This window comes from Lysinibacillus sp. FSL K6-0057, from assembly GCF_038630885.1.
GTDB lineage: Bacteria > Bacillota > Bacilli > Bacillales_A > Planococcaceae > Lysinibacillus > Lysinibacillus fusiformis_F.
Map to the genome: position 1 here is coordinate 756,094 of NZ_CP152047.1, position 19,945 is coordinate 776,038.

The following is a 19,945-nucleotide window of genomic DNA, read 5'->3' on the forward strand; positions in this document are numbered from 1 at the left end:
TAAAGAGGGTGGGAAAATGAGGAAAGTTTTAATTATTGCTGCTCATCCTGATGATGAGATTTTAGGCTGTGGTGGAGTAATGGCGAGACATTCAATAGGCGGTGATGAAGTTTATAGTGCTATTTTAGCAGAGGGGCTAACTAGTAGAAATATTGAGCGAGATGTTGAGTTATATTCAGAAGATTTCAAAAAACTTTATAGAGCGGCAAAAATTGCAAATGATATTGTCGGTGTTAAGGAGTTAAGATTCTTAGGCTTCCCTGACAATAGAATGGATTCTCTAGAATTATTGGATATTGTAAAGCAGATAGAAATATTAATTAACGAATTTAAACCAAATATTATTTATACACATCATATGGGTGATGTGAATATAGATCATCAAATGATTCATAGAGCAGTTGTAACGGCAGTAAGACCTATTCCAGGGAGTCATACAGTGGACGAAGTATTATTTTTTGAAACGGCTTCTAGTACAGAGTGGATGACACCAGGATCATCGACACCTTTTACACCCAATTATTATGTAAATATTGAGAGTACATTATTTCTTAAATTAAAAGCATTAGAGGCTTATGAATATGAAATGCGCGATTGGCCGCATGCTCGTTCCATAAATGCGTTAGATTATTTAGCAAAATGGCGTGGGGCAAATATTGGAGTGGAAGCTGCAGAAGCTTTTATATTAGGGAGGAAAATCGTAAAATGATCCAAAATTTACAGGGAGGAAATATGGACTTTTCAATAGAATGGGAAAATATTTATAAAAAAAATCAGCATTTAAGTATATGGCCATGGTCAGATTTAGTTAGTTATGTATCACGTTATGTAAATTCAAAGAGTTCACGGTTAAAAGTATTGGAATTAGGTTGTGGAGCAGGGGCTAATATACCATATTTCCTGTCTTTGAAGTCCGAATATACATCTGTAGAAGGTAGTGAGTCAATTGTAAATTTATTACATGAAAAATTCCCGCAATATCAGGAATCGATTCATGTGGGTGATTTTACGAATTTTGAGTTTAAAAAGAATTATTATGACTTAGTAATTGATAGAGGATCACTAACTTGTAATACAACTTCTGCTATACAGAGATGTTTAAATAATGTTTATGAAGCGATGAAACCAGGAAGTCAATTTATAGGAATTGATTGGTTTTCAACTAAACATTCGGATTTTGATAAAGGAAGTGTAGTTGAGGATGATATTTTTACAAAAATGAATATAGAAAGCGGACATCTTAGTAATTTAGGGAAAATCCATTTTTCTGATAAACAACATCTATTAGATTTATTTTCTAAATTTGATATACAAGTTTTAGAACATAAAACAACTAAAAATGAACTTTCCAATAGCTATACGATTGCTTCTTGGAATTTAGTAGCAAAGAAAATGTAAAGAAACTTTAAAAGAGGTGTTTAATTTGAAAGAGTTTATTTCCTATGGCAAACAATCTATTGATGAGGAAGATATCCAAACAGTCATTGATACATTGCGCTCACCAAATTTGACACAAGGTCCAAAAGTTACTGAGTTTGAACAAGCAGTTGCCAATTATATTGGAGTAAAATACGCAGTCGCTTTTTGTAATGGTACAGCTGCATTACATGGCGCTTGCTACGCTGCTGGGATTGTAGAGGGAGACGAGGTTATCACTTCGCCCATTACCTTTGCGGCTAGTGCAAACTGCGTACGTTATGTAGGAGGTACTGTAGTTTTTGTTGATATTGATCCTGAAACATACAATATTGACCCTAAGCGAATTCAGGAGAAAATTACGGTAGAAACAAAAGCGATTATACCTGTAGATTTTACTGGTCAGCCAGCAAATATGGATGAAATTATGGAGATTGCAAAAGAGCATAACTTAGTCGTTATTGAAGATGGTGCCCATTCATTTGGTGCAGAATATAAGGGTCAAAAAGTAGGCACACAAGCTGATATGACAATGTTTAGCTTCCATCCTGTTAAGCCAATTACAACGGCTGAGGGTGGTGTAATTGTGACGAATAATGAAGAGTATTATAAAAAACTTTTGAAATTTCGTAGTCATGGCATTGAGCAAACCTCTTATGCTCAAGAGCAAGGCGGTTGGTATTATGAAATGACTGAACTTGGCTATAATTATCGAATGACTGATTTGCAAGCAGCACTAGGTCTGTCGCAAATGACTAAACTTGATCAATTCATTGAGCGACGTAGAGAAATTGCAAAGTTGTATACAGAAACATTAAAAGAAATTAAATATATTATTACACCACAACAATTAGACAATACAGTATCTGGTTGGCATTTATATATGATTCAACTAAAAGGCGTAAACCGTAAGTATATTTTTGAAGAAATGCATGCGGCAAATATAGGAGTTCATGTGCACTATATACCTGTATATTGGCATCCTTATTATCAACAATTAGGATATAAAAAAGGGCTTTGTCCTGTAGCTGAAGATTGGTATAAGAATGCTTTGACATTACCAATACACCCTCAATTGAGTGATGAAGAAGTGACATTTATCTTAAATAAACTAATTTTAAATATTAATGAATTTGCTACAAAATAATAAATAAGATTGTATGTTTGATAAACTAGCATTATTAAACAGAATAAAAGAATTAGAAAATGAAATTGAAAATATTACAAATAAGTTAAAATCGATTACTAAAGCTTAACGGCGTCATAAAAACACTATATGTGAGTATTTTAGCAGATGTATTTCTTAAAGATGAAATAACGCAAATTCAGCAGGATTTTTCTAGTTTAATTCCAGTATTAAAAATGAATGTATGCAGCTGTGTTAGCGCAATTAATTGAAACTACAAAAGAGTTTGCTGATATGAGTTATATGTTGGTGATAGACTTTATTACTGCAATTGAAGATATTAAATTTTTTTATTAGAAAATCAGTGAACTATAATGAAAAACGAATAATGAGTTTTATACAAACCAAATGTGCAGACCTATTGCATGTTGGTAGCTGGTTAGGCCCTCAACTATCTTCGCAAAAGATAGTATATCTACTTGGACTCCTCCTATTGTATTTATATTCATTTGTTCTTTTTATGTACGAAATAATTTAGCAACATTATGTGTGGAGTTTGAATATCATTTAATACAAATTGTTACATTTGTTCCATTGATTGATTAATAACTTTAAAAATTATTTTTGTGTAGATATAACGGATAATTTTGTAATTGTTAAGTTAAACAAACAAGCTTGTGCAGATTACAACATATTAAGTTTGAAATAAAATCATTGACCATACGAAATACGGCAATATTATTTTTAAACAATCATGGGTGTAGGATGATTTCTATTGGACTTGTAGATTATGTATTGAAAATGAAACCCACTCATATTAATACAAATGAAAATGTCCTAAGTGTAATGTTACTAGCTCCAAAATAGAAGTTCATGGGGACTATAGCCATGTGCTACCTGTATTTCAATTGCTGTTTAATTAGAAATGAATATATATCCTTAAGGAGAATCCAATATGCAAAACGAATTACTACAAGAAACACAGCATTCCTACTACGATTATGTAGTCAAAATTGAAGGAGGTTGCCAGCAAATAGCGAATAATTTGCGTACGGGCAAACAGGTAGAAGCATTCGAAATGATTGCGGATTTAAGTGAAGGTGTAGAATGGCTTATAACTGTGGAAAAACACATGCTTGAAAAACACTATCGTATCAATAGTTGTCTGAACGACATGATTGATATGCTAAAAGAAGTTAGTCAAGCATTAGAAATTGGCGATTCTGTTACGGTGGCGGACTTATTTGAATATGAAATTGCACCAATGTTTATGAGCGCGTCAGAGTGGACATTTGAAAAAATTGAAAACTAAATAAGCGAGATTTCTGCTATTTTTAATTTTAAACCTGCTATTCATTTAGAATAGTAGGTTTTTTTACTACAATTTTTAGCGCAACAAATCTAGTATTAAAACAAGTACTATTACAAAACACCTTATGAATCCTAATTTAAGACGATTTCCTAATTTACCTATGTAAGGCAAAGATTTAGTGCCGATAATAACTATAGTTAGATTTTTAAGTTAGGGGGGTTAATAAGATGCGCATCAATGCACAACAAACAGTAGAAAGTTTCCAAAACTCTCAAGTGTCTACTGATTCTGCTAAAGCAGCTATTGCGAGCAGTAAACTAAAAGAAGAAGGAACTACTACAGCTAATCAAAAACCAGTAGATGAATTAATAGATTCAAAGGGCGAATCTAGCCAAGAAGGAATGAAAGAAAAGCTTAAAGAAGCCGTAGATTCTATAAATGAATTTTTACAAACGGATCGAAAAACGTCTAAATTTGTCTTTCATGAGGGATTGCATAAATATTATGTTCGTTTAGTTAATGCAGAAACAGAAGAAGTCATTAAAGAAATACCACCTGAACGATTATTAGATGCATTTTATCAAATGCAAAAACTAGCTGGTATGATTGTTGATGAAAAAATCTAAATTTAGGAGGAATAGGATATGGTAAATAGAATTGGTGGTTTAGCATCAGGTATGGATATTGATGCTATGGTAGCAAAGTTAATGAAGGCAGAAAGAATGCCGATGGATAAACTTTTTCAAAAGAAACAAATTGCAGAATGGCAAAGAGATGCTTATCGATCTATCAATACAAAGCTGAAAACATTCAGTGATTTCTCGTTCGATAATATTTTGTTATCAAGCAATTTCTTGAAAAAAACAGCATCTGTTAGTGGCGGTAGTAGTGATAAAGTATCTATTAAAGCTGGCGCAGGCGCAGCAGGTAATTTAGAGATTCAATCTGTTACAAAATTGGCATCGAATGCAAAAACTGGTGTTATGAATGTAAGCGATACAACACATAGACTAGCAACCGCAGATGATGAGTTGAGTGCTATTGGCGTCAGTGAAGGCGGTAGTATCAAATTTAAAGTTACTGATGATAAAGGGAATGTGACAGAGAAAGAAGTTACTTTTACAACAGGAGACAAAATTTCTGACTTTGTAAAGAGGATGAATGAAGAAGGATTAAAAGATGCAAAATTCAATGCTACCACAGGTCGAATTTTTGCAGGTAATAATGTAGAGGTGACTAGCCAAACAAATGCGGAGAAGCTAGGTTTTTCTAAAAAGGGTGAAAGTACTGCACAATTTGTAGCCGGCGGTGGCAATGGTGCTAAAAGCAACACACTTTTAGGAGAATTAGGACTTGAGGATGGCTCTTTAACATTTAATGTTATTCAGTCGAATGGTGAAACAAAGCAAACAAAAATTTCTTATAGCAAGTCAGATACAATTGAGTCATTTATTAATAATCTTAATCGTTCTGGTGCAGGGGTTACAGCCCTATTCTCTAATGGTAAGCTAACAATTGGGGCTAATAACTCTGGTAAAACTAGTGATGGTAGCACAAGCAGTATTCAAGTTTTAAAAGATGGTGACGGTGACGGTAATGATGATGCGAATGTTTCAGCTTTACTGGGGAAATTAGGATTTGGTGCTGCAGAAACAGGTCACACTAAAGATAATAATGTTGCAACATTTGATTTAACAAATGTTGTAGAAAATAGTGTTAGGATAGGTCAAGAAGGTCAAAATGCTATTTATAAAATTAATGGGCTAGACATGGAGAGTGCTTCTAATTTAGTCAATGTTTCAGGCTATGAAATTACATTAAAAGGAGAATTTACTGAAAGTACAGCTAATACTGTATCTGTAAAATCCACACATGATATAGATCATATGGTGGATAAAATTAAAGAATTCGTAAATAAGTATAATGAGCTGATTGGTGGTATTAACGATCAATTAAAAGAGACCAAATATCGTTCTTTTACTCCTTTAACAGATGAGCAACGTAAAGATATGAGTGAAAATGAGCAAAAATTATGGGATGAAAAGGCAAAAAGTGGCTTATTGCGTAGTGATTCTTTATTACGCCAAGGCATGAATGATATACGTTATGCAATAGGAGGACATGTAGGCGGCTTTGGTGATGGTGCTTATAATGCATTATCAGCAATGGGGATTACTACGACAAGTAATTATAGTGATGGTGGTAAGTTACAAATTGATGAAAATCAGCTACGTAAAGCATTAACAGATGATCCAGAGCGTGTAATTAGTACATTAACACAACAGGGCGAGAAAAAATCAGATGGAACAGATACTCGTGGTATTGTACAAAGATTACGTAGTGCTATTACTGACTTTAGTCAATCTATAGAGAAAAAAGCTGGTCGTGCCACGATGACAGACCAACAATATGCTCTTGGTAAAGAATTAGTAGGAATTAATCAACGAATGGACACTTGGAAAACGAAGCTTGAAAATATCGAAGCTCGGTATTGGAAGCAGTTTTCTGCGATGGAGAAAGCGATTAATAAAGCAAACGAGCAATCTAGCATGTTTGCGCAATTTGCGGGTGGCAATTAATAAGTTGAAGTAGGAGATTATGATGCAACCAATCGAACAATTATTACAGGTGTCGGCGAATTTATATAAGATTTTAGGCGAAATTCCAGCAGGAGAAGAGCGTGATGAGTACATTAATCAGATTAATGATCTGCTAAATAAACGTGGACAAATAATGGAAGTATTAAAGCAGGAGAACTTTCAATTTAATCAAGAAAATCGTATTCATCTTACATTGTTTGAATTGGATAATGGCATTAAAGAGCGGTTAGCAGCTGTTATGGAAGCAGTTAAACAAGACATGGCAAACCTACAAAAAACGAAAAAAAGTGAACAACAATATTTCAATCCTTATTCGAATGTTCGTGTAATGGATGGGATGTATTATGACAAAAAGAATTAATAGTTTATCTTCATTCAGCGTGGTGCAAGTCGCCAGCTGAATGGAAGATAAAGCCCTGGCGGATGTCTTCGATTTAAAAGGAATGAATTGTGATTACACAATTCAAAATCCAGACACAATTACGCCGAGGCTTAATTGATCAAATAGCTTTTCTTCGTAAAATGGTTTAAACTAGTAAATAAGTAACCTTTCAAAGGAGTTGTCCTTTATTGGCAGCAAATTTAACAGCACAAAACGCGTATAAACAAAATAGTGTGACTACAGCTTCTCCTGGCGAGCTAACATTAATGCTTTATAATGGATGCCTGAAATTCTTGCATAAGGCGAAACTAGCTATTCAAGAGAAGAATATTCAAGAAAAAAATACGAACCTTCAAAAGGCACAGTCCATTATTGGTGAACTGATGTCGACACTCAATATGGACATAGAGGTGTCGAAGCAATTGTTACCTCTTTATGAATTTTTAAATCGTCGTTTAATTGAAGCCAACATTCAAAATGACGTAGCCATTATTGAGGAAGTAGAAGGATTTGTGACGGAATTTCGCGATACGTGGAAGGAAGTTATTCGCATTAATCGACAACAGCAATTTGGTCAGGGAAACAGCGGACAAATTTAGACACAATTAGAGGCCATCATCAAAAGATGGTCTCTTTTCTTTGTGACAGAGGAATTATCTAGAAATTATTGATAAATAGTCATAAATTAGGCTATTGATCGGTAAAATATGTTACTTATTCCCTGTGGCTGTTAGTTGGGCATCATGGCATAATCAAAGCAATAAACATGTTTAAAAGAGTACTGGGGTGGGAATATGATTTTTAAGCGTCAAGAAGGTTTCCGATTTAAATTTGAGGAGCCAATTCAAATAACTTTTGCTATTTATGAAAATGGAAAGGTCAATCATGGACAAACGGCTATGGCTGACTTGTTGGATATTAGTCCACGTGGGTTAAAGATGTTTACGGAAGTAGACTTAGGTATAAACCCTCCACCATTAGATATTCATTTTGTGCTAGATACACAAGAAGTTCGCGCTTATGGAGAAGTGATTTGGAGTCGTCCATTTGGGAACGGCAAGCAATACGGCATCTATTTTAATAATCAAGGACCCGTGGAAGATTTGATTGTTGAAGAACTAAAGCTTCGACGCAAAAAGGAAGCAGCTGAAGCGAAAAAACAAAATAATAATTTATAAAATTTATAAAAATTTTTTGTAAAAAAAAGAATGATTTTAGAGGAATTTCACACACTTGTGTAGAAATAGATAGTATAGCAGTTATAAAGGAGGAGTTTACATGTTAAACTTTAACATTCGTGGTGAAAATATTGAGGTAACTCCAGCTATTCGAGAGTATGTTGAGAACAAAATCGATAAAGTTGAACGCTATTTTAACGAAGATGTTAATGCCAACGCTAATGTCAATTTAAAGGTTTACAATGACAAACAAACTAAAGTGGAAGTTACTATTCCAATGAAGAACCTAACTCTTCGTGCTGAAGAGCGTCATAATGATATGTATGCTGCTGTTGATCTAATTGTTGATAAATTAGAGCGTCAGATCCGTAAGCATAAAACAAAGGTAAACCGTAAATTCCGCGAGCGTGAAGGTGCAGGCCTTTATTTTGCTACTACTCAAGCAGCCGCTGATGCAGTATCAGAGGAAGAAGAATATTCAATTGTTCGTACAAAGCAATTTGATTTAAAACCTATGGATCAAGAAGAGGCAGTTCTACAAATGAATATGCTTGGACATGATTTCTATGTCTTTACAGATGCTGAATCGAACGGCACAAATATTGTGTATAAACGTAAAGATGGAAAATATGGCTTAATTGAAACAACTTAAAACTTCATGATGACAAAGGCTCTCGCGATGGCGAGGGTCTTTTTTTGTATGACAATCATATGTAGCCGGGGTGACAGTTTGCATGAAACTGTTACACAATGGTAAAATGAAAGTTGAATCTATATAGGAAGTGAAAAACATTCATGGCAAACCTATTAAATAAATTATTTGATTTCAATAAACGTGAGCTAAAAAAATTAGAAAAAATCGCTGACCAAGTTGAGGGATTCGCTTCTCAAATGGAACAGCTTTCAGATGATCAATTACAAGCGAAAACAGATGAATTTAAAAAACGCTATGCTGATGGCGAACATTTAGAGTCGATTCGTGGCGAAGCTTTTGCTGTTTGTCGAGAAGCGGCAAAACGTGTATTAGAGATGTACCCATTCCGTGTTCAAATCATGGGGGCTGCTGCTCTTGATGAGGGGAATATCGCAGAGATGAAGACCGGGGAAGGTAAAACATTAACAGCAACAATGGCTGTTTATTTGAATGCCATCACTGGTAAAGGTGTACATGTTGTGACAGTCAACGAATACCTAGCGAGTCGTGATGCTGCTGAAATGGGACAACTTTATAATTTCTTAGGCTTATCTGTTGGGCTTAATTTAAATAGCCTCTCAAAAGATGAAAAACGTACTGCTTATGAGGCTGATATTACGTATAGTACAAACAATGAGCTAGGCTTTGACTACTTACGTGATAATATGGTGCTGTATAAGGAGGAACGTGTACAACGTCCATTGCATTATGCGGTGATTGATGAGGTCGACTCAATCTTAATTGATGAAGCGCGTACGCCATTAATTATTTCGGGTCAAGCTGGGAAATCAGCACAGCTTTATAAACAGTCCAATGCATTTGTACGGATGTTAAATGCAGAGACAGATTATACGTATGAAGAATCAACAAAAGGTGTTACGTTAACAGATGCAGGTGTAGAGAAGGCGGAAAAAGCATTCGGCATTGATAATCTATTTGATTTGACACATGTTCGTTTAAACCATGCCATTAATCAATCATTAAAAGCACATGTGAGTATGCATAATGATGTAGATTATGTTGTGCAGGAAGGCGAGATCGTTATCGTTGACGGCTTTACAGGTCGTTTGATGAAAGGGCGTCGTTACTCTGACGGTTTACACCAGGCAATTGAAGCCAAGGAAGGCGTAGAGATTCAAAATGAATCGATGACAATGGCGACAATTACCTTCCAAAACTATTTCCGTATGTATCAAAAGTTAGCAGGGATGACAGGTACAGCGAAAACAGAGGAAGAGGAATTCCGTAATATTTATAATATGAACGTTGTGGCTATTCCTACGAATAAACCGATTGCTCGTGATGACCGTGCTGACTTAATTTTTGCCACTATGGAAGGAAAATATAAAGCGGTAGCTGCAGATATTGCAGAGCGACATCAAGCGGGTCAACCAGTACTTGTAGGTACAGTTGCCATTGAAACGTCTGAAATTATTTCAAGATTATTGGATAAGTATAAAATTCCACATAATGTATTAAATGCGAAAAACCATGAACGTGAAGCTGAAATCATTGCCAATGCTGGTTCAAAGGGTGCTGTGACAATTGCAACAAACATGGCTGGTCGTGGTACAGATATTAAACCTGGTGAAGGTGTACTCGAAATTGGTGGTTTAGCGGTAATCGGTACAGAGCGACATGAATCCCGTCGTATTGACAATCAGCTTCGTGGACGTTCTGGTCGTCAAGGGAATCCTGGGGTTACACAATTCTATCTATCCCTAGAGGATGATTTGATGCGTCGTTTTGGCTCTGACAATATGAAGTCTATGATGATGCGCTTAGGTATGGATGATTCCCAGCCATTGCAATCGAAAGTGGTGTCGAGAGCTGTAGAATCAGCGCAGAAACGTGTCGAAGGTAATAACTTTGATGCGCGTAAACGATTATTACAATATGACGATGTATTACGTCAGCAACGTGAGATTATTTATAAAGAGCGTTATGATGTGCTGGAAACAGAAAATATGCGTGTGCTTGTTGAGTCTATGATTCAAGAAACAATTGATAATATTGTTAGCCTGTATACTCAAGGTGAACAGAAGGATTGGAACTTAAAGGCAATTGAAGACTTTGTAGCGGCCAATCTTTTAGAGGAAGGTCAACTTAAAGTATCTGATTTCCAAGGCAAGTCTGTAGAAGATATTAATCAGTTGATTTCTGATGCAGTTCATGTTCGTTATAATGAAAAAGAGGTAGAACTGACACCAGAGCGTATGCGTGAGTTTGAAAAGGTCATTTTATTACGATCAATCGATACAAAATGGATTGATCATATTGATGCAATGGATCAACTACGTCAAGGTATCCATCTGCGTGCATATGGTCAAAACGATCCGCTTCGTGAATATCAACAAGAAGGCTTTGCGATGTTTGAGGATATGGTAGCCTCTATTCGTGAGGATGTAGCGAAATATGCGATGAAAGCAGAAATCCGCAACAATCTTGAGCGTGAAGAGGTGGCGAAGGGGCAGGCTGTTAATCCAAAAGAAGAAGGTGGCTCTGCTCCGAAAAGGCAACCAGTTCGTAAGGCTGAAAACATTGGCCGTAATGATTTATGTCCATGTGGAAGCGGTAAGAAATTTAAAAACTGTCATGGTACGGCTCAATAATATTTAGGTGAAAAAATCATTTTAACTACGTGTTAAAATGATTTTTTCTTTTTAAAATAACTCAAAATTGAAGAAATTTTAGCTTATAAAGTCAGAATTTATAGACAATTGAAAAATATGGGTATACAATAGCTGTAATAATAGGTATATAGTACAAGTTGTTTGTCCTATTATTATCCTAAATTATTAATTATAAGACCAAGACTTAAGGAGGATCGGGATTTTCAAGAAGGTTTCTTGGAGAAATGGGTAGGTGTGTTGAAAAAAATTTCAAGCAATCTTACTCGTTGAAAATATCGGGAATGTACGGATATTGGTATATTCCTTTTTATTATGACTGGAAGCAACATAAAATGTATAAAGGGGGACTATAGATGCATAAAAAAGATATTATGAATAGTGAAACAATGATGTATATGCCTGTGTATGATTCCTTTGGAAATTTATGTACGCAGGTGTATGAGAAAAATAATGAGTATATATCTACGCTACCACCCACGAAATTATTGGACTTTAATCTGCGTTATTTTGGTTCTAGTTTAAGAGGAGCATTCGATGGTTCGAAAATGATCCTAGGCAAGCTTAATAAAAATCCTATAGTGGTGGATGAACGATGTAATATTCTATGGTTCCCTAGTAGATCTCCTCTACATCCCGAATGTATCTGGTTCGCTGTCCATCATATTGATGAATATAATGCTGTGGATAAAAAGAGGACGAAGGTCACTTTTATGAATGGCAAGGAATTTATTGTAGATGTCAGTGTTAATGCGTTAGAGTCTCGAATTCAAAGAGCTTTTTTATTAAAATATAGACTAGAGAAACGAACAAAATATTTACTTGTTCAGTATGATCGTGTGAAAGTATTTCAACGTCTTGCCAAGAATATGGTGGAGGACGAGACGCAAGATAGTTGACTTAATACCATAAAACATCTGCTAGATAGTATGTTTTCCTTTGTAAAAACGTTATAATAAAAAGATACGGGGCTTTGTGAATGAAGTGTTAGCTCCATGACTAACGTTCGGAGGATTTAACGATGATTGAATTAGCAGATGTACGCAATGTGTTAGACACTACAGCCAAAAAATTGGTGGACTTTAGGGGGTCTCTTTGACTTAGAAAACAAAGAGGCACGTATTCAGGAGCTAGATGAAATGATGCTAGAGCCAGGCTTTTGGGATGATCAGCAAGGTGCACAGGTGGTTATCAATGAAGGCAATGCCTTAAAAGCCATTGCCAATGAATATAAGGATTTAGTGGAAACACATGAAAATTTAGATATGACACTGGAGCTTTTACGTGAAGAATCAGACGAAGAATTACAGGAAGAACTAGGCAAAGAACTAGCAGAATTCCAACAAAAGATAGCTGATTTTGAGCTGCAACTGCTGTTAAGTGGTCCATATGATCAAAACAATGCCATTTTAGAGCTGCATCCTGGAGCTGGTGGTACGGAATCACAGGATTGGGGTTCCATGCTTTTACGTATGTATACGAGATGGGCGGAAAAGCGCGGATTTAAAGTGGAAACGGTGGACTATCTGCCTGGAGATGAAGCTGGGATTAAATCTGTAACATTGTCGATTAAAGGTCACAATGCTTTTGGTTATTTACAAGCAGAAAAGGGTGTCCATCGTCTAGTACGTATTTCTCCATTCGATTCTTCTGGCCGCCGTCATACGTCTTTCGTTTCCTGCGATGTTATGCCAGAGTTCGACGACAATATTGAAATCGATATTCGTACAGAGGATTTAAAAATTGATACGTATCGTGCAACAGGTGCGGGTGGTCAGCATATTAATACGACAGATTCTGCTGTTCGTATTACGCATATCCCTACTGGTACGGTCGTACAATGTCAAGCTGAGCGTTCACAGATTAAAAACCGTGAAAAAGCGATGACGATGTTAAAAGGGAAGCTATATCAACTAGAGCTTGATAAACAGCAGGCACAGCTAGATGAAATACGTGGTGAACAAAAAGAAATAGGCTGGGGCTCTCAAATTCGTTCGTATGTTTTCCACCCATACTCGATGGTAAAGGATCATCGTACAAATGAAGAGACAGGTAATGTGGGAGCAGTGATGGATGGCGATTTAGATCCATTTATTAATGCTTATTTACGTTCAAAAATAAATTAATACACAGATTCCCCAAGAGTGAGATGCTCTTGGGGAATTTTTTGTTAAAAGGGCGGATGATAGGGTGCATCTTGGCTAAGCTGTTTACGTTCATTCATGTAGTATTTATACAGCATAGATGCGTTAAGAAATTGTTTACTAATGGATGCATATCGAATAGGTAGTTCAATTTGTTTATTATTTTTTAACGTTACAGTACACCCCATTTCACTAGGTGTAATATTGATAATTGCATGAAGCCCAATCCATATATTGTGAATGGAGCTTGGTGAATAAGTTGGTAAAAAAATACAGGGATAACCGTAATCAAAGGCCACGACGACTGGTAACTTGTGTTGATTGCCGAAGAAACGCTTAGCCGATTGTTTTGCGGCTTCATAGGTGGAGCCTAATGAGATACAGGATTTTCGAAGGACATGCATCGGTTTGCGCGTAACAATCAGCTCATTATGCTTATCAATCACATGTGTGAATACTTTGGAGTCATGCTGAATGGGCTGCAGTAAATAAGTGTTGAATGAAATTAAGTAGCCGTTTACAAAATTAGTTGTCATATAGGGAGTGCCTCCTTTTTTCTAGTAATAACATTAGTGTAGAGCAAAAAATGACTTTCATAAATTAGATGAAAAAGTTGAAAATTGTTCAGAAAAGCACGAAATGCTTAGAGAATTTGCTCTAAATGTCACGTGATTTAGAGCTAATCCAAGATATTTTCGATTCGTAAGCATTGCTTTTTAATTTCAATTTTCATATAATTTAGAAAAGGATCGAGGTGAGATCGTTGGATAAATATTATTCGTATACAGATTTTCTAAAAGCCGTTGGTCAGTCGAAAAAAGTTGATGAGGCAGAGAAATTATTAAACGAGATTTATTTAGATTTATTTTTAAATCGTATCCAGCGTATGCATCGGCAAGAGCAGCTCATGGTTCTGATAGATAGAGCACTCGATGAAAAAGATGAAAACGCATTTTATCAATACGCATCCGAACTAATTTCCTTACAGCAAACAGAAGATGAAACATATTGACGAACCCGCTCTCCACTTCTATTGGAGAGCGGGATTTTTTTGACTTTGAAAATAGTTGTGAGGGATGTGAAGAGTGTTTGTTTTCATTCGAACAGTTTGAGACTCTGCTCATAAAAAAGTGAGAGTCGCTCCGAAAGTGAAGGTTCCCGCTCCAAAAAGCATGTGCCCCCGCTCATAAAAAGGAATGAGTCGCTCCGAAAGAGACGGAACCCGCTCATAAAAGGGAATGAGTCGCTCTGAAAGAGACGGAAGCCGCTCATAAAGGTGAGATAACCGCTCTAAAAGTGACGCCCCCGATCGTAACCGCACGATAGCCGCTCCAAAAGCACAAAACTCCGCTCCTAAAAGAGTGCAAGCCGCTCCAAAAGCAATAACCGTCACTCCTAAATAAGGAATCTCATGAAGCTTGAAAACCTGATAAAACGGCTATTATAAGAGTGACAAGTTAAATTGGCCGTATCGTTATTTATTAAGAATTTTAGAGATGAAAAAAAAATTACAAACATTCGTTCGTTAAATGTTCGAAATTTTAATATTGCTATGCTAAAATATATGTACAAATTGGAAGGAAAGGACGGGGACATGAGTGCAAACATTTGATTTACAAGCGCCATATCAGCCTAATGGGGATCAGCCACAGGCCATTGCGGAATTAGTGGAGGGTGTGAATGCAGGCAAACGTCATCAAACATTACTTGGTGCTACGGGAACAGGTAAAACGTTTACCATTTCTAATGTCATCCAGCAGGTTAAAAAACCAACACTAATCATGGCACACAATAAAACGTTAGCTGGCCAGTTATATAGTGAATTTAAAGAGTTCTTCCCAAATAACGCTGTTGAATACTTTGTCAGCTACTATGATTACTACCAACCAGAAGCTTATGTACCGCAGACAGATACCTATATAGAAAAAGATTCTAGCATTAACGATGAAATTGATAAGCTGCGTCACTCTGCTACTTCTGCATTGTTTGAGCGTGAGGATGTCATTATTATTGCATCTGTGTCCTGCATTTATGGTTTAGGTTCCCCTGAAGAATATCGAGAAATGGTTGTTTCCATTCGCACAGGTATGGAAATAGAACGTAATCAGCTACTGCGCAAACTTGTAGACGTTCAGTATGAGCGAAATGATATTAGTTTTACACGCGGAACATTTCGGGTACGTGGAGATGTAGTGGAAATCTTCCCAGCCTCTCGTGATGAGCATTGTATTCGCGTGGAATTTTTCGGTGATGAAATTGATCGCATTCGTGAGGTAGATGCACTTACGGGAGAAATTTTATCGGATCGAGAGCATGTTGCTATTTTCCCAGCATCCCACTTCGTTACACGAGAAGAAAAAATGCGTAAAGCAATTGAAAACATTGAACAAGAATTAGAGGAACGACTTGCATTATTACGATCAGAAGATAAATTACTAGAGGCACAGCGTTTAGAACAACGTACACGTTATGATTTAGAAATGATGCGTGAAATGGGCTTTTGCTCAGGGATTGAAAACTATTCACGTCATTTAACATTGCGTGGAGCAGGTGCCACTCCATATACATTGCTAGATTATTTCCCAGATGACTTTTTGCTTGTAGTCGATGAAAGTCACGTCACACTGCCTCAGGTTCGTGGCATGTACAATGGTGACCAAGCACGTAAAGGTGTACTCGTAGAACATGGTTTCCGTTTGCCATCAGCACTTGATAACCGTCCACTACGCTTTGAAGAATACGAAAAAAGAGTGCATCAAGCCATTTATGTATCAGCCACACCAGGTCCGTATGAGCTGGAGCACACACCCGAAATGGTTGAGCAAATTATTCGACCTACTGGATTATTGGATCCGTTAATTGAGGTGCGACCTATTGAAGGGCAAATCGATAATTTAATCGATGAAATTCAAGATCGAATTGCACAAAATGAACGGGTTTTAGTGACAACGTTAACGAAGAAAATGTCTGAGGATTTATCGGCCTACTTGAAGGAAATGGGCTTAAAAGTCGAATACTTACATTCAGAAATTAAAACACTAGAACGTATAGAGATTATCCGTGAACTACGAAAAGGAACGTATGACGTACTAATTGGTATTAATCTATTGCGTGAAGGTCTTGATATTCCTGAGGTGTCCCTTGTTGCAATTTTAGATGCTGATAAAGAAGGGTTTTTACGTTCAGAGCGTTCATTGATTCAAACGATTGGTCGTGCTGCTCGTAATGCGAATGGTCATGTCATTATGTATGCAGATCATGTAACAGACTCGATGAAAAAGGCGATTGATGAAACGAAACGTCGCCGTGCGTTACAAATGGCTTATAACGAGGAGCATGGCATAACACCACAAACGATCATTAAGAAAATCCCAGATGTCATTCGTGCAACACAAGTAGCAGAAGAAGAGGAATCCTATGTAACAAAGGCAACAAAAGGCAAAAAGCTAACAAAGGCGGAAAGAGAACAGCTCTTAGCTTCCCTAGAAGTAGAAATGAAGGAAGCAGCAAAAGCGCTTGATTTTGAACGTGCGGCTGAGTTGCGAGATACAATATTTGAATTGAAGGTAGAAGGGTGAATGACTTGTGAAAAATACTGAAATTGTCGTGCAAGGCGCACGTGCTCATAATTTAAAAAATATCAATGTCACAATTCCACGTGACCAATTGGTCGTATTAACTGGTTTATCAGGCTCAGGAAAGTCTTCTCTAGCATTTGACACAATTTATGCGGAGGGCCAACGTCGTTATGTTGAGTCCCTTTCCGCCTATGCCCGCCAATTTCTTGGGCAAATGGATAAGCCAGATGTTGATGCCATAGAAGGTTTATCTCCTGCTATTTCCATTGACCAAAAAACGACAAGTCGTAACCCACGATCTACTGTAGGTACGGTAACGGAGATCTATGACTACTTACGTTTACTTTATGCACGCATTGGTAAACCGATTTGTCCAAATCATGGCATAGAAATCACTTCCCAAACGATTGAGCAAATGGTGGATCGTTTATTAACTTATCCAGAGAGAACAAAAATGCAACTTCTTGCACCAATGGTTTCTGGACGTAAGGGAACCCATGTTAAATTGCTAGAAGATTTAAAAAAGCAGGGTTTTGTTCGTGTCCGAATTGATGGGGAATTACGTGATTTAGATGATGCTATCGAACTTGATAAAAATAAAAAGCATTCAATCGAAGTAGTGGTGGACCGTGTTGTCATGAAGGAAGGGATTGCTGCTCGTCTGAGTGATTCGTTAGAAACGGCTTTGCGTCTGGCAGATGGACGTGTGCTTGTCGATGTGATGGAACATGAAGAGTTACTATTTAGTGAGCATCATGCCTGCCCATTATGTGGATTTTCTATAGGTGAGTTAGAGCCTCGTATGTTTTCATTTAATAGTCCATTTGGTGCTTGTCCAAGCTGTGATGGCTTAGGTTCAACGCAAGAGGTGGATTTAGATTTAGTGGTGCCTGATTGGGATCGTTCCTTATTAGAGCATGCCATTGCACCATGGGAACCAACTAGCTCGCAGTACTATCCACAATTGCTGAAAGCTGTATGTGATCATTATGATATCCCAATGGATGTACCTGTGAAGGATTTGCCAAAGGAAAAGATGGATAAGGTTTTATATGGCTCTGGGAAAGACAAAATACATTTCCATTATGAAAATGAATTTGGTAATGTGCGAGATCAAATGATTGAATTTGAAGGTGTTGTGCGCAATGTTGAGCGACGTTTTAAAGAGACTACATCCGATTATGTTCGTGAGCAAATGGAAAAATACATGGCACAGCAAGCTTGTCCTTCATGTAAAGGTTATCGTTTAAAGCCTGAAACGTTAGCAGTGAAAGTAGCCGATAAGCATATTGGTGAGGTTACACAATATTCGATTCAGGAAGCGGACACATTCTTCAAAGAGCTTGATCTCACTGAAAAGGATATGCAAATAGCACGATTGGTTTTACGAGAAATTGAAGAACGATTGGGCTTCCTTGTTAATGTTGGTTTAGACTATTTAACATTGAGTCGTGCAGCAGGTACATTATCTGGTGGGGAAGCGCAACGTATTCGTCTTGCTACGCAAATTGGTTCACGATTAACGGGGGTCCTTTATATTTTAGATGAGCCTTCGATTGGTTTGCATCAACGGGATAATGATCGTCTGATTAGCACGTTACAAAATATGCGTGATATTGGGAATACGTTGATTGTCGTAGAGCACGATGAAGATACAATGCTTGCTGCCGATTATCTTATCGATGTAGGACCTGGAGCAGGTGTCCATGGCGGTCAAATTGTGGCAGCCGGTACACCACAGGAAGTTATGAATAATGAAAAATCCTTAACAGGACAATATTTAAGCGGTAGAAAGTTTATTCCATTGCCAATTGAAAGACGCCAACCAAATGGGCGAAAGCTCTCCATTAAAGGTGCTAAGGAAAATAATTTACGTAATGTCAAAGTAGATGTTCCACTTGGCTTATTTGTTGCAGTGACAGGGGTGTCTGGCTCAGGGAAATCTACTTTGATTAATGAAATTTTATATAAATCATTGGCACAGAAGTTGAATCGTTCAAAGGTCAAGCCTGGCGAGCATAAAGAAGTGACGGGCATTGATGAGCTTGAAAAAGTAATCGATATTGACCAATCACCAATTGGGCGTACACCTCGTTCAAACCCAGCAACATATACAGGTGTTTTTGATGATATTCGTGATGTTTTTGCGGCAACAAATGAAGCCAAGGTACGAGGCTATAAAAAAGGACGCTTTAGCTTCAATGTCAAGGGCGGTCGCTGTGAAGCATGTCGTGGGGATGGCATTATTAAAATTGAAATGCATTTCCTTCCAGATGTTTATGTACCATGTGAAGTATGTCACGGCAAACGTTATAACCGTGAAACACTTGAAGTGAAGTATAAAGATAAGAGTATTGCTGATATTCTCGATATGACGATTGAAAATGCAGTAGTGTTCTTTGAAAATATTCCAAAGATCCAACGTAAGCTACAAACGATTGTCGATGTGGGCTTGGGCTATATGAAATTAGGACAACCAGCGACAACCTTATCGGGTGGGGAGGCACAGCGTGTAAAACTAGCCTCTGAATTACATCGACGTTCTACAGGGAAATCGTTCTATATTTTGGATGAACCAACGACAGGATTACATGCCGATGATATTGCTCGATTACTTGTCGTGTTACAGCGTCTTGTTGAAAACGGTGATTCTGTGTTAGTTATTGAGCATAACTTAGATGTGATTAAAACAGCTGATTATATCATCGACTTAGGTCCAGAAGGTGGAGACAAAGGTGGCACAATCGTTGCAACTGGTACACCTGAAGAGGTAGTAGAAGTTGCTGGCTCCTACACAGGAAAATACTTAAAACCAATTCTGGAACGAGATCGTATGAGAATGGATGCATTGCTAGCAGAAGCTTCTAAATCTTAATGGATTTACA

17 protein-coding genes are annotated in these 19,945 nt (G+C 37.1%); 16 read left to right on the forward strand and 1 reads right to left on the reverse strand.

Features of this window, described 5'->3' with window-relative positions; genetic code table 11:
* Positions 1 to 16: 16 nt before the first annotated feature.
* From MHB40_RS03510 to prfB, 13 genes are all read left to right on the forward strand, one after another.
* Positions 17 to 709 carry a PIG-L family deacetylase gene (locus MHB40_RS03510; RefSeq protein ID WP_342533942.1) on the forward strand — a complete coding sequence of 231 codons (693 nt, stop codon included), beginning with the start codon at positions 17 to 19 and terminating at the stop codon, positions 707 to 709.
* A complete protein-coding gene (locus MHB40_RS03515) occupies positions 706 to 1,398 on the forward strand; it encodes a class I SAM-dependent methyltransferase (protein ID WP_342533943.1) in 693 nt (230 codons plus the stop codon). The genes MHB40_RS03510 and MHB40_RS03515 overlap by 4 nt, the downstream gene beginning before the upstream one ends.
* Before the next feature lie 16 nt (positions 1,399 to 1,414).
* On the forward strand, positions 1,415 to 2,563 hold the full coding sequence (gene pseC, locus MHB40_RS03520; protein WP_342533944.1) for a UDP-4-amino-4,6-dideoxy-N-acetyl-beta-L-altrosamine transaminase: 1,149 nt from the start codon (positions 1,415 to 1,417) through the stop codon (positions 2,561 to 2,563).
* A gap of 934 nt (positions 2,564 to 3,497) precedes the next feature.
* Entirely contained in the window at positions 3,498 to 3,854 is a 357-nt protein-coding gene (locus MHB40_RS03525) for a hypothetical protein (protein ID WP_342533945.1), read from the forward strand.
* 227 nt (positions 3,855 to 4,081) lie between these two features.
* Positions 4,082 to 4,480, forward strand: coding sequence for a flagellar protein FlaG (locus MHB40_RS03530; RefSeq protein WP_342533946.1), 399 nt, complete (start codon positions 4,082 to 4,084; stop codon positions 4,478 to 4,480).
* An 18-nt stretch (positions 4,481 to 4,498) separates the two neighbouring features.
* Positions 4,499 to 6,433 carry a flagellar filament capping protein FliD gene (gene fliD / locus MHB40_RS03535; protein ID WP_342533947.1) on the forward strand — a complete coding sequence of 645 codons (1,935 nt, stop codon included), beginning with the start codon at positions 4,499 to 4,501 and terminating at the stop codon, positions 6,431 to 6,433.
* 22 nt (positions 6,434 to 6,455) lie between these two features.
* Positions 6,456 to 6,815, forward strand: a complete 360-nt coding sequence (locus MHB40_RS03540; RefSeq protein ID WP_342534746.1) for a flagellar protein FliT — start codon at positions 6,456 to 6,458, stop codon at positions 6,813 to 6,815.
* A gap of 209 nt (positions 6,816 to 7,024) precedes the next feature.
* Entirely contained in the window at positions 7,025 to 7,435 is a 411-nt protein-coding gene (gene fliS, locus MHB40_RS03545) for a flagellar export chaperone FliS (RefSeq protein ID WP_342533948.1), read from the forward strand.
* 195 nt (positions 7,436 to 7,630) lie between these two features.
* On the forward strand, positions 7,631 to 8,014 hold the full coding sequence (locus MHB40_RS03550; protein WP_205441292.1) for a PilZ domain-containing protein: 384 nt from the start codon (positions 7,631 to 7,633) through the stop codon (positions 8,012 to 8,014).
* A 100-nt stretch (positions 8,015 to 8,114) separates the two neighbouring features.
* The gene (raiA, locus tag MHB40_RS03555; protein WP_004227537.1) at positions 8,115 to 8,666 is read left to right on the forward strand and encodes a ribosome-associated translation inhibitor RaiA; all 552 of its coding nucleotides are present in this window, start codon (positions 8,115 to 8,117) and stop codon (positions 8,664 to 8,666) included.
* Between the two features lie 143 nt (positions 8,667 to 8,809).
* Positions 8,810 to 11,320 (forward strand): preprotein translocase subunit SecA, encoded by a 2,511-nt coding sequence (gene secA, locus MHB40_RS03560; RefSeq protein WP_342533949.1) that lies wholly within the window; start codon positions 8,810 to 8,812, stop codon positions 11,318 to 11,320.
* Positions 11,321 to 11,694: 374 nt separating this feature from the next.
* Entirely contained in the window at positions 11,695 to 12,237 is a 543-nt protein-coding gene (locus MHB40_RS03565; RefSeq protein ID WP_205441305.1) for a competence protein ComK, read from the forward strand.
* Positions 12,238 to 12,362: 125 nt separating this feature from the next.
* Positions 12,363 to 13,464 (forward strand): peptide chain release factor 2 gene (gene prfB, locus MHB40_RS03570; protein WP_342534747.1). Its coding sequence is split into 2 segments (ribosomal slippage): positions 12,363 to 12,434 and positions 12,436 to 13,464, totalling 1,101 coding nucleotides; the frame shifts between segments, so codons are not numbered across the junction.
* A gap of 44 nt (positions 13,465 to 13,508) precedes the next feature.
* On the opposite strand, the gene MHB40_RS03575 is transcribed toward prfB, so the two are convergent.
* The gene (locus MHB40_RS03575) at positions 13,509 to 14,018 is read right to left on the reverse strand and encodes a competence protein ComK (protein ID WP_205441307.1); all 510 of its coding nucleotides are present in this window, start codon (positions 14,016 to 14,018) and stop codon (positions 13,509 to 13,511) included.
* 227 nt (positions 14,019 to 14,245) lie between these two features.
* Between MHB40_RS03575 and MHB40_RS03580 the strand changes: the two genes are divergently transcribed.
* The 3 genes from MHB40_RS03580 (at position 14,246) to uvrA (ending at position 19,935) form a co-directional block, all read left to right on the forward strand.
* Positions 14,246 to 14,494, forward strand: coding sequence for an IDEAL domain-containing protein (locus MHB40_RS03580; protein WP_342533950.1), 249 nt, complete (start codon positions 14,246 to 14,248; stop codon positions 14,492 to 14,494).
* A 586-nt stretch (positions 14,495 to 15,080) separates the two neighbouring features.
* Positions 15,081 to 17,060, forward strand: coding sequence for an excinuclease ABC subunit UvrB (uvrB, locus tag MHB40_RS03585; RefSeq protein WP_342533951.1), 1,980 nt, complete (start codon positions 15,081 to 15,083; stop codon positions 17,058 to 17,060).
* Positions 17,061 to 17,067: 7 nt separating this feature from the next.
* Positions 17,068 to 19,935, forward strand: a complete 2,868-nt coding sequence (gene uvrA / locus MHB40_RS03590; RefSeq protein ID WP_342533952.1) for an excinuclease ABC subunit UvrA — start codon at positions 17,068 to 17,070, stop codon at positions 19,933 to 19,935.
* Positions 19,936 to 19,945 lie beyond the last annotated feature (10 nt).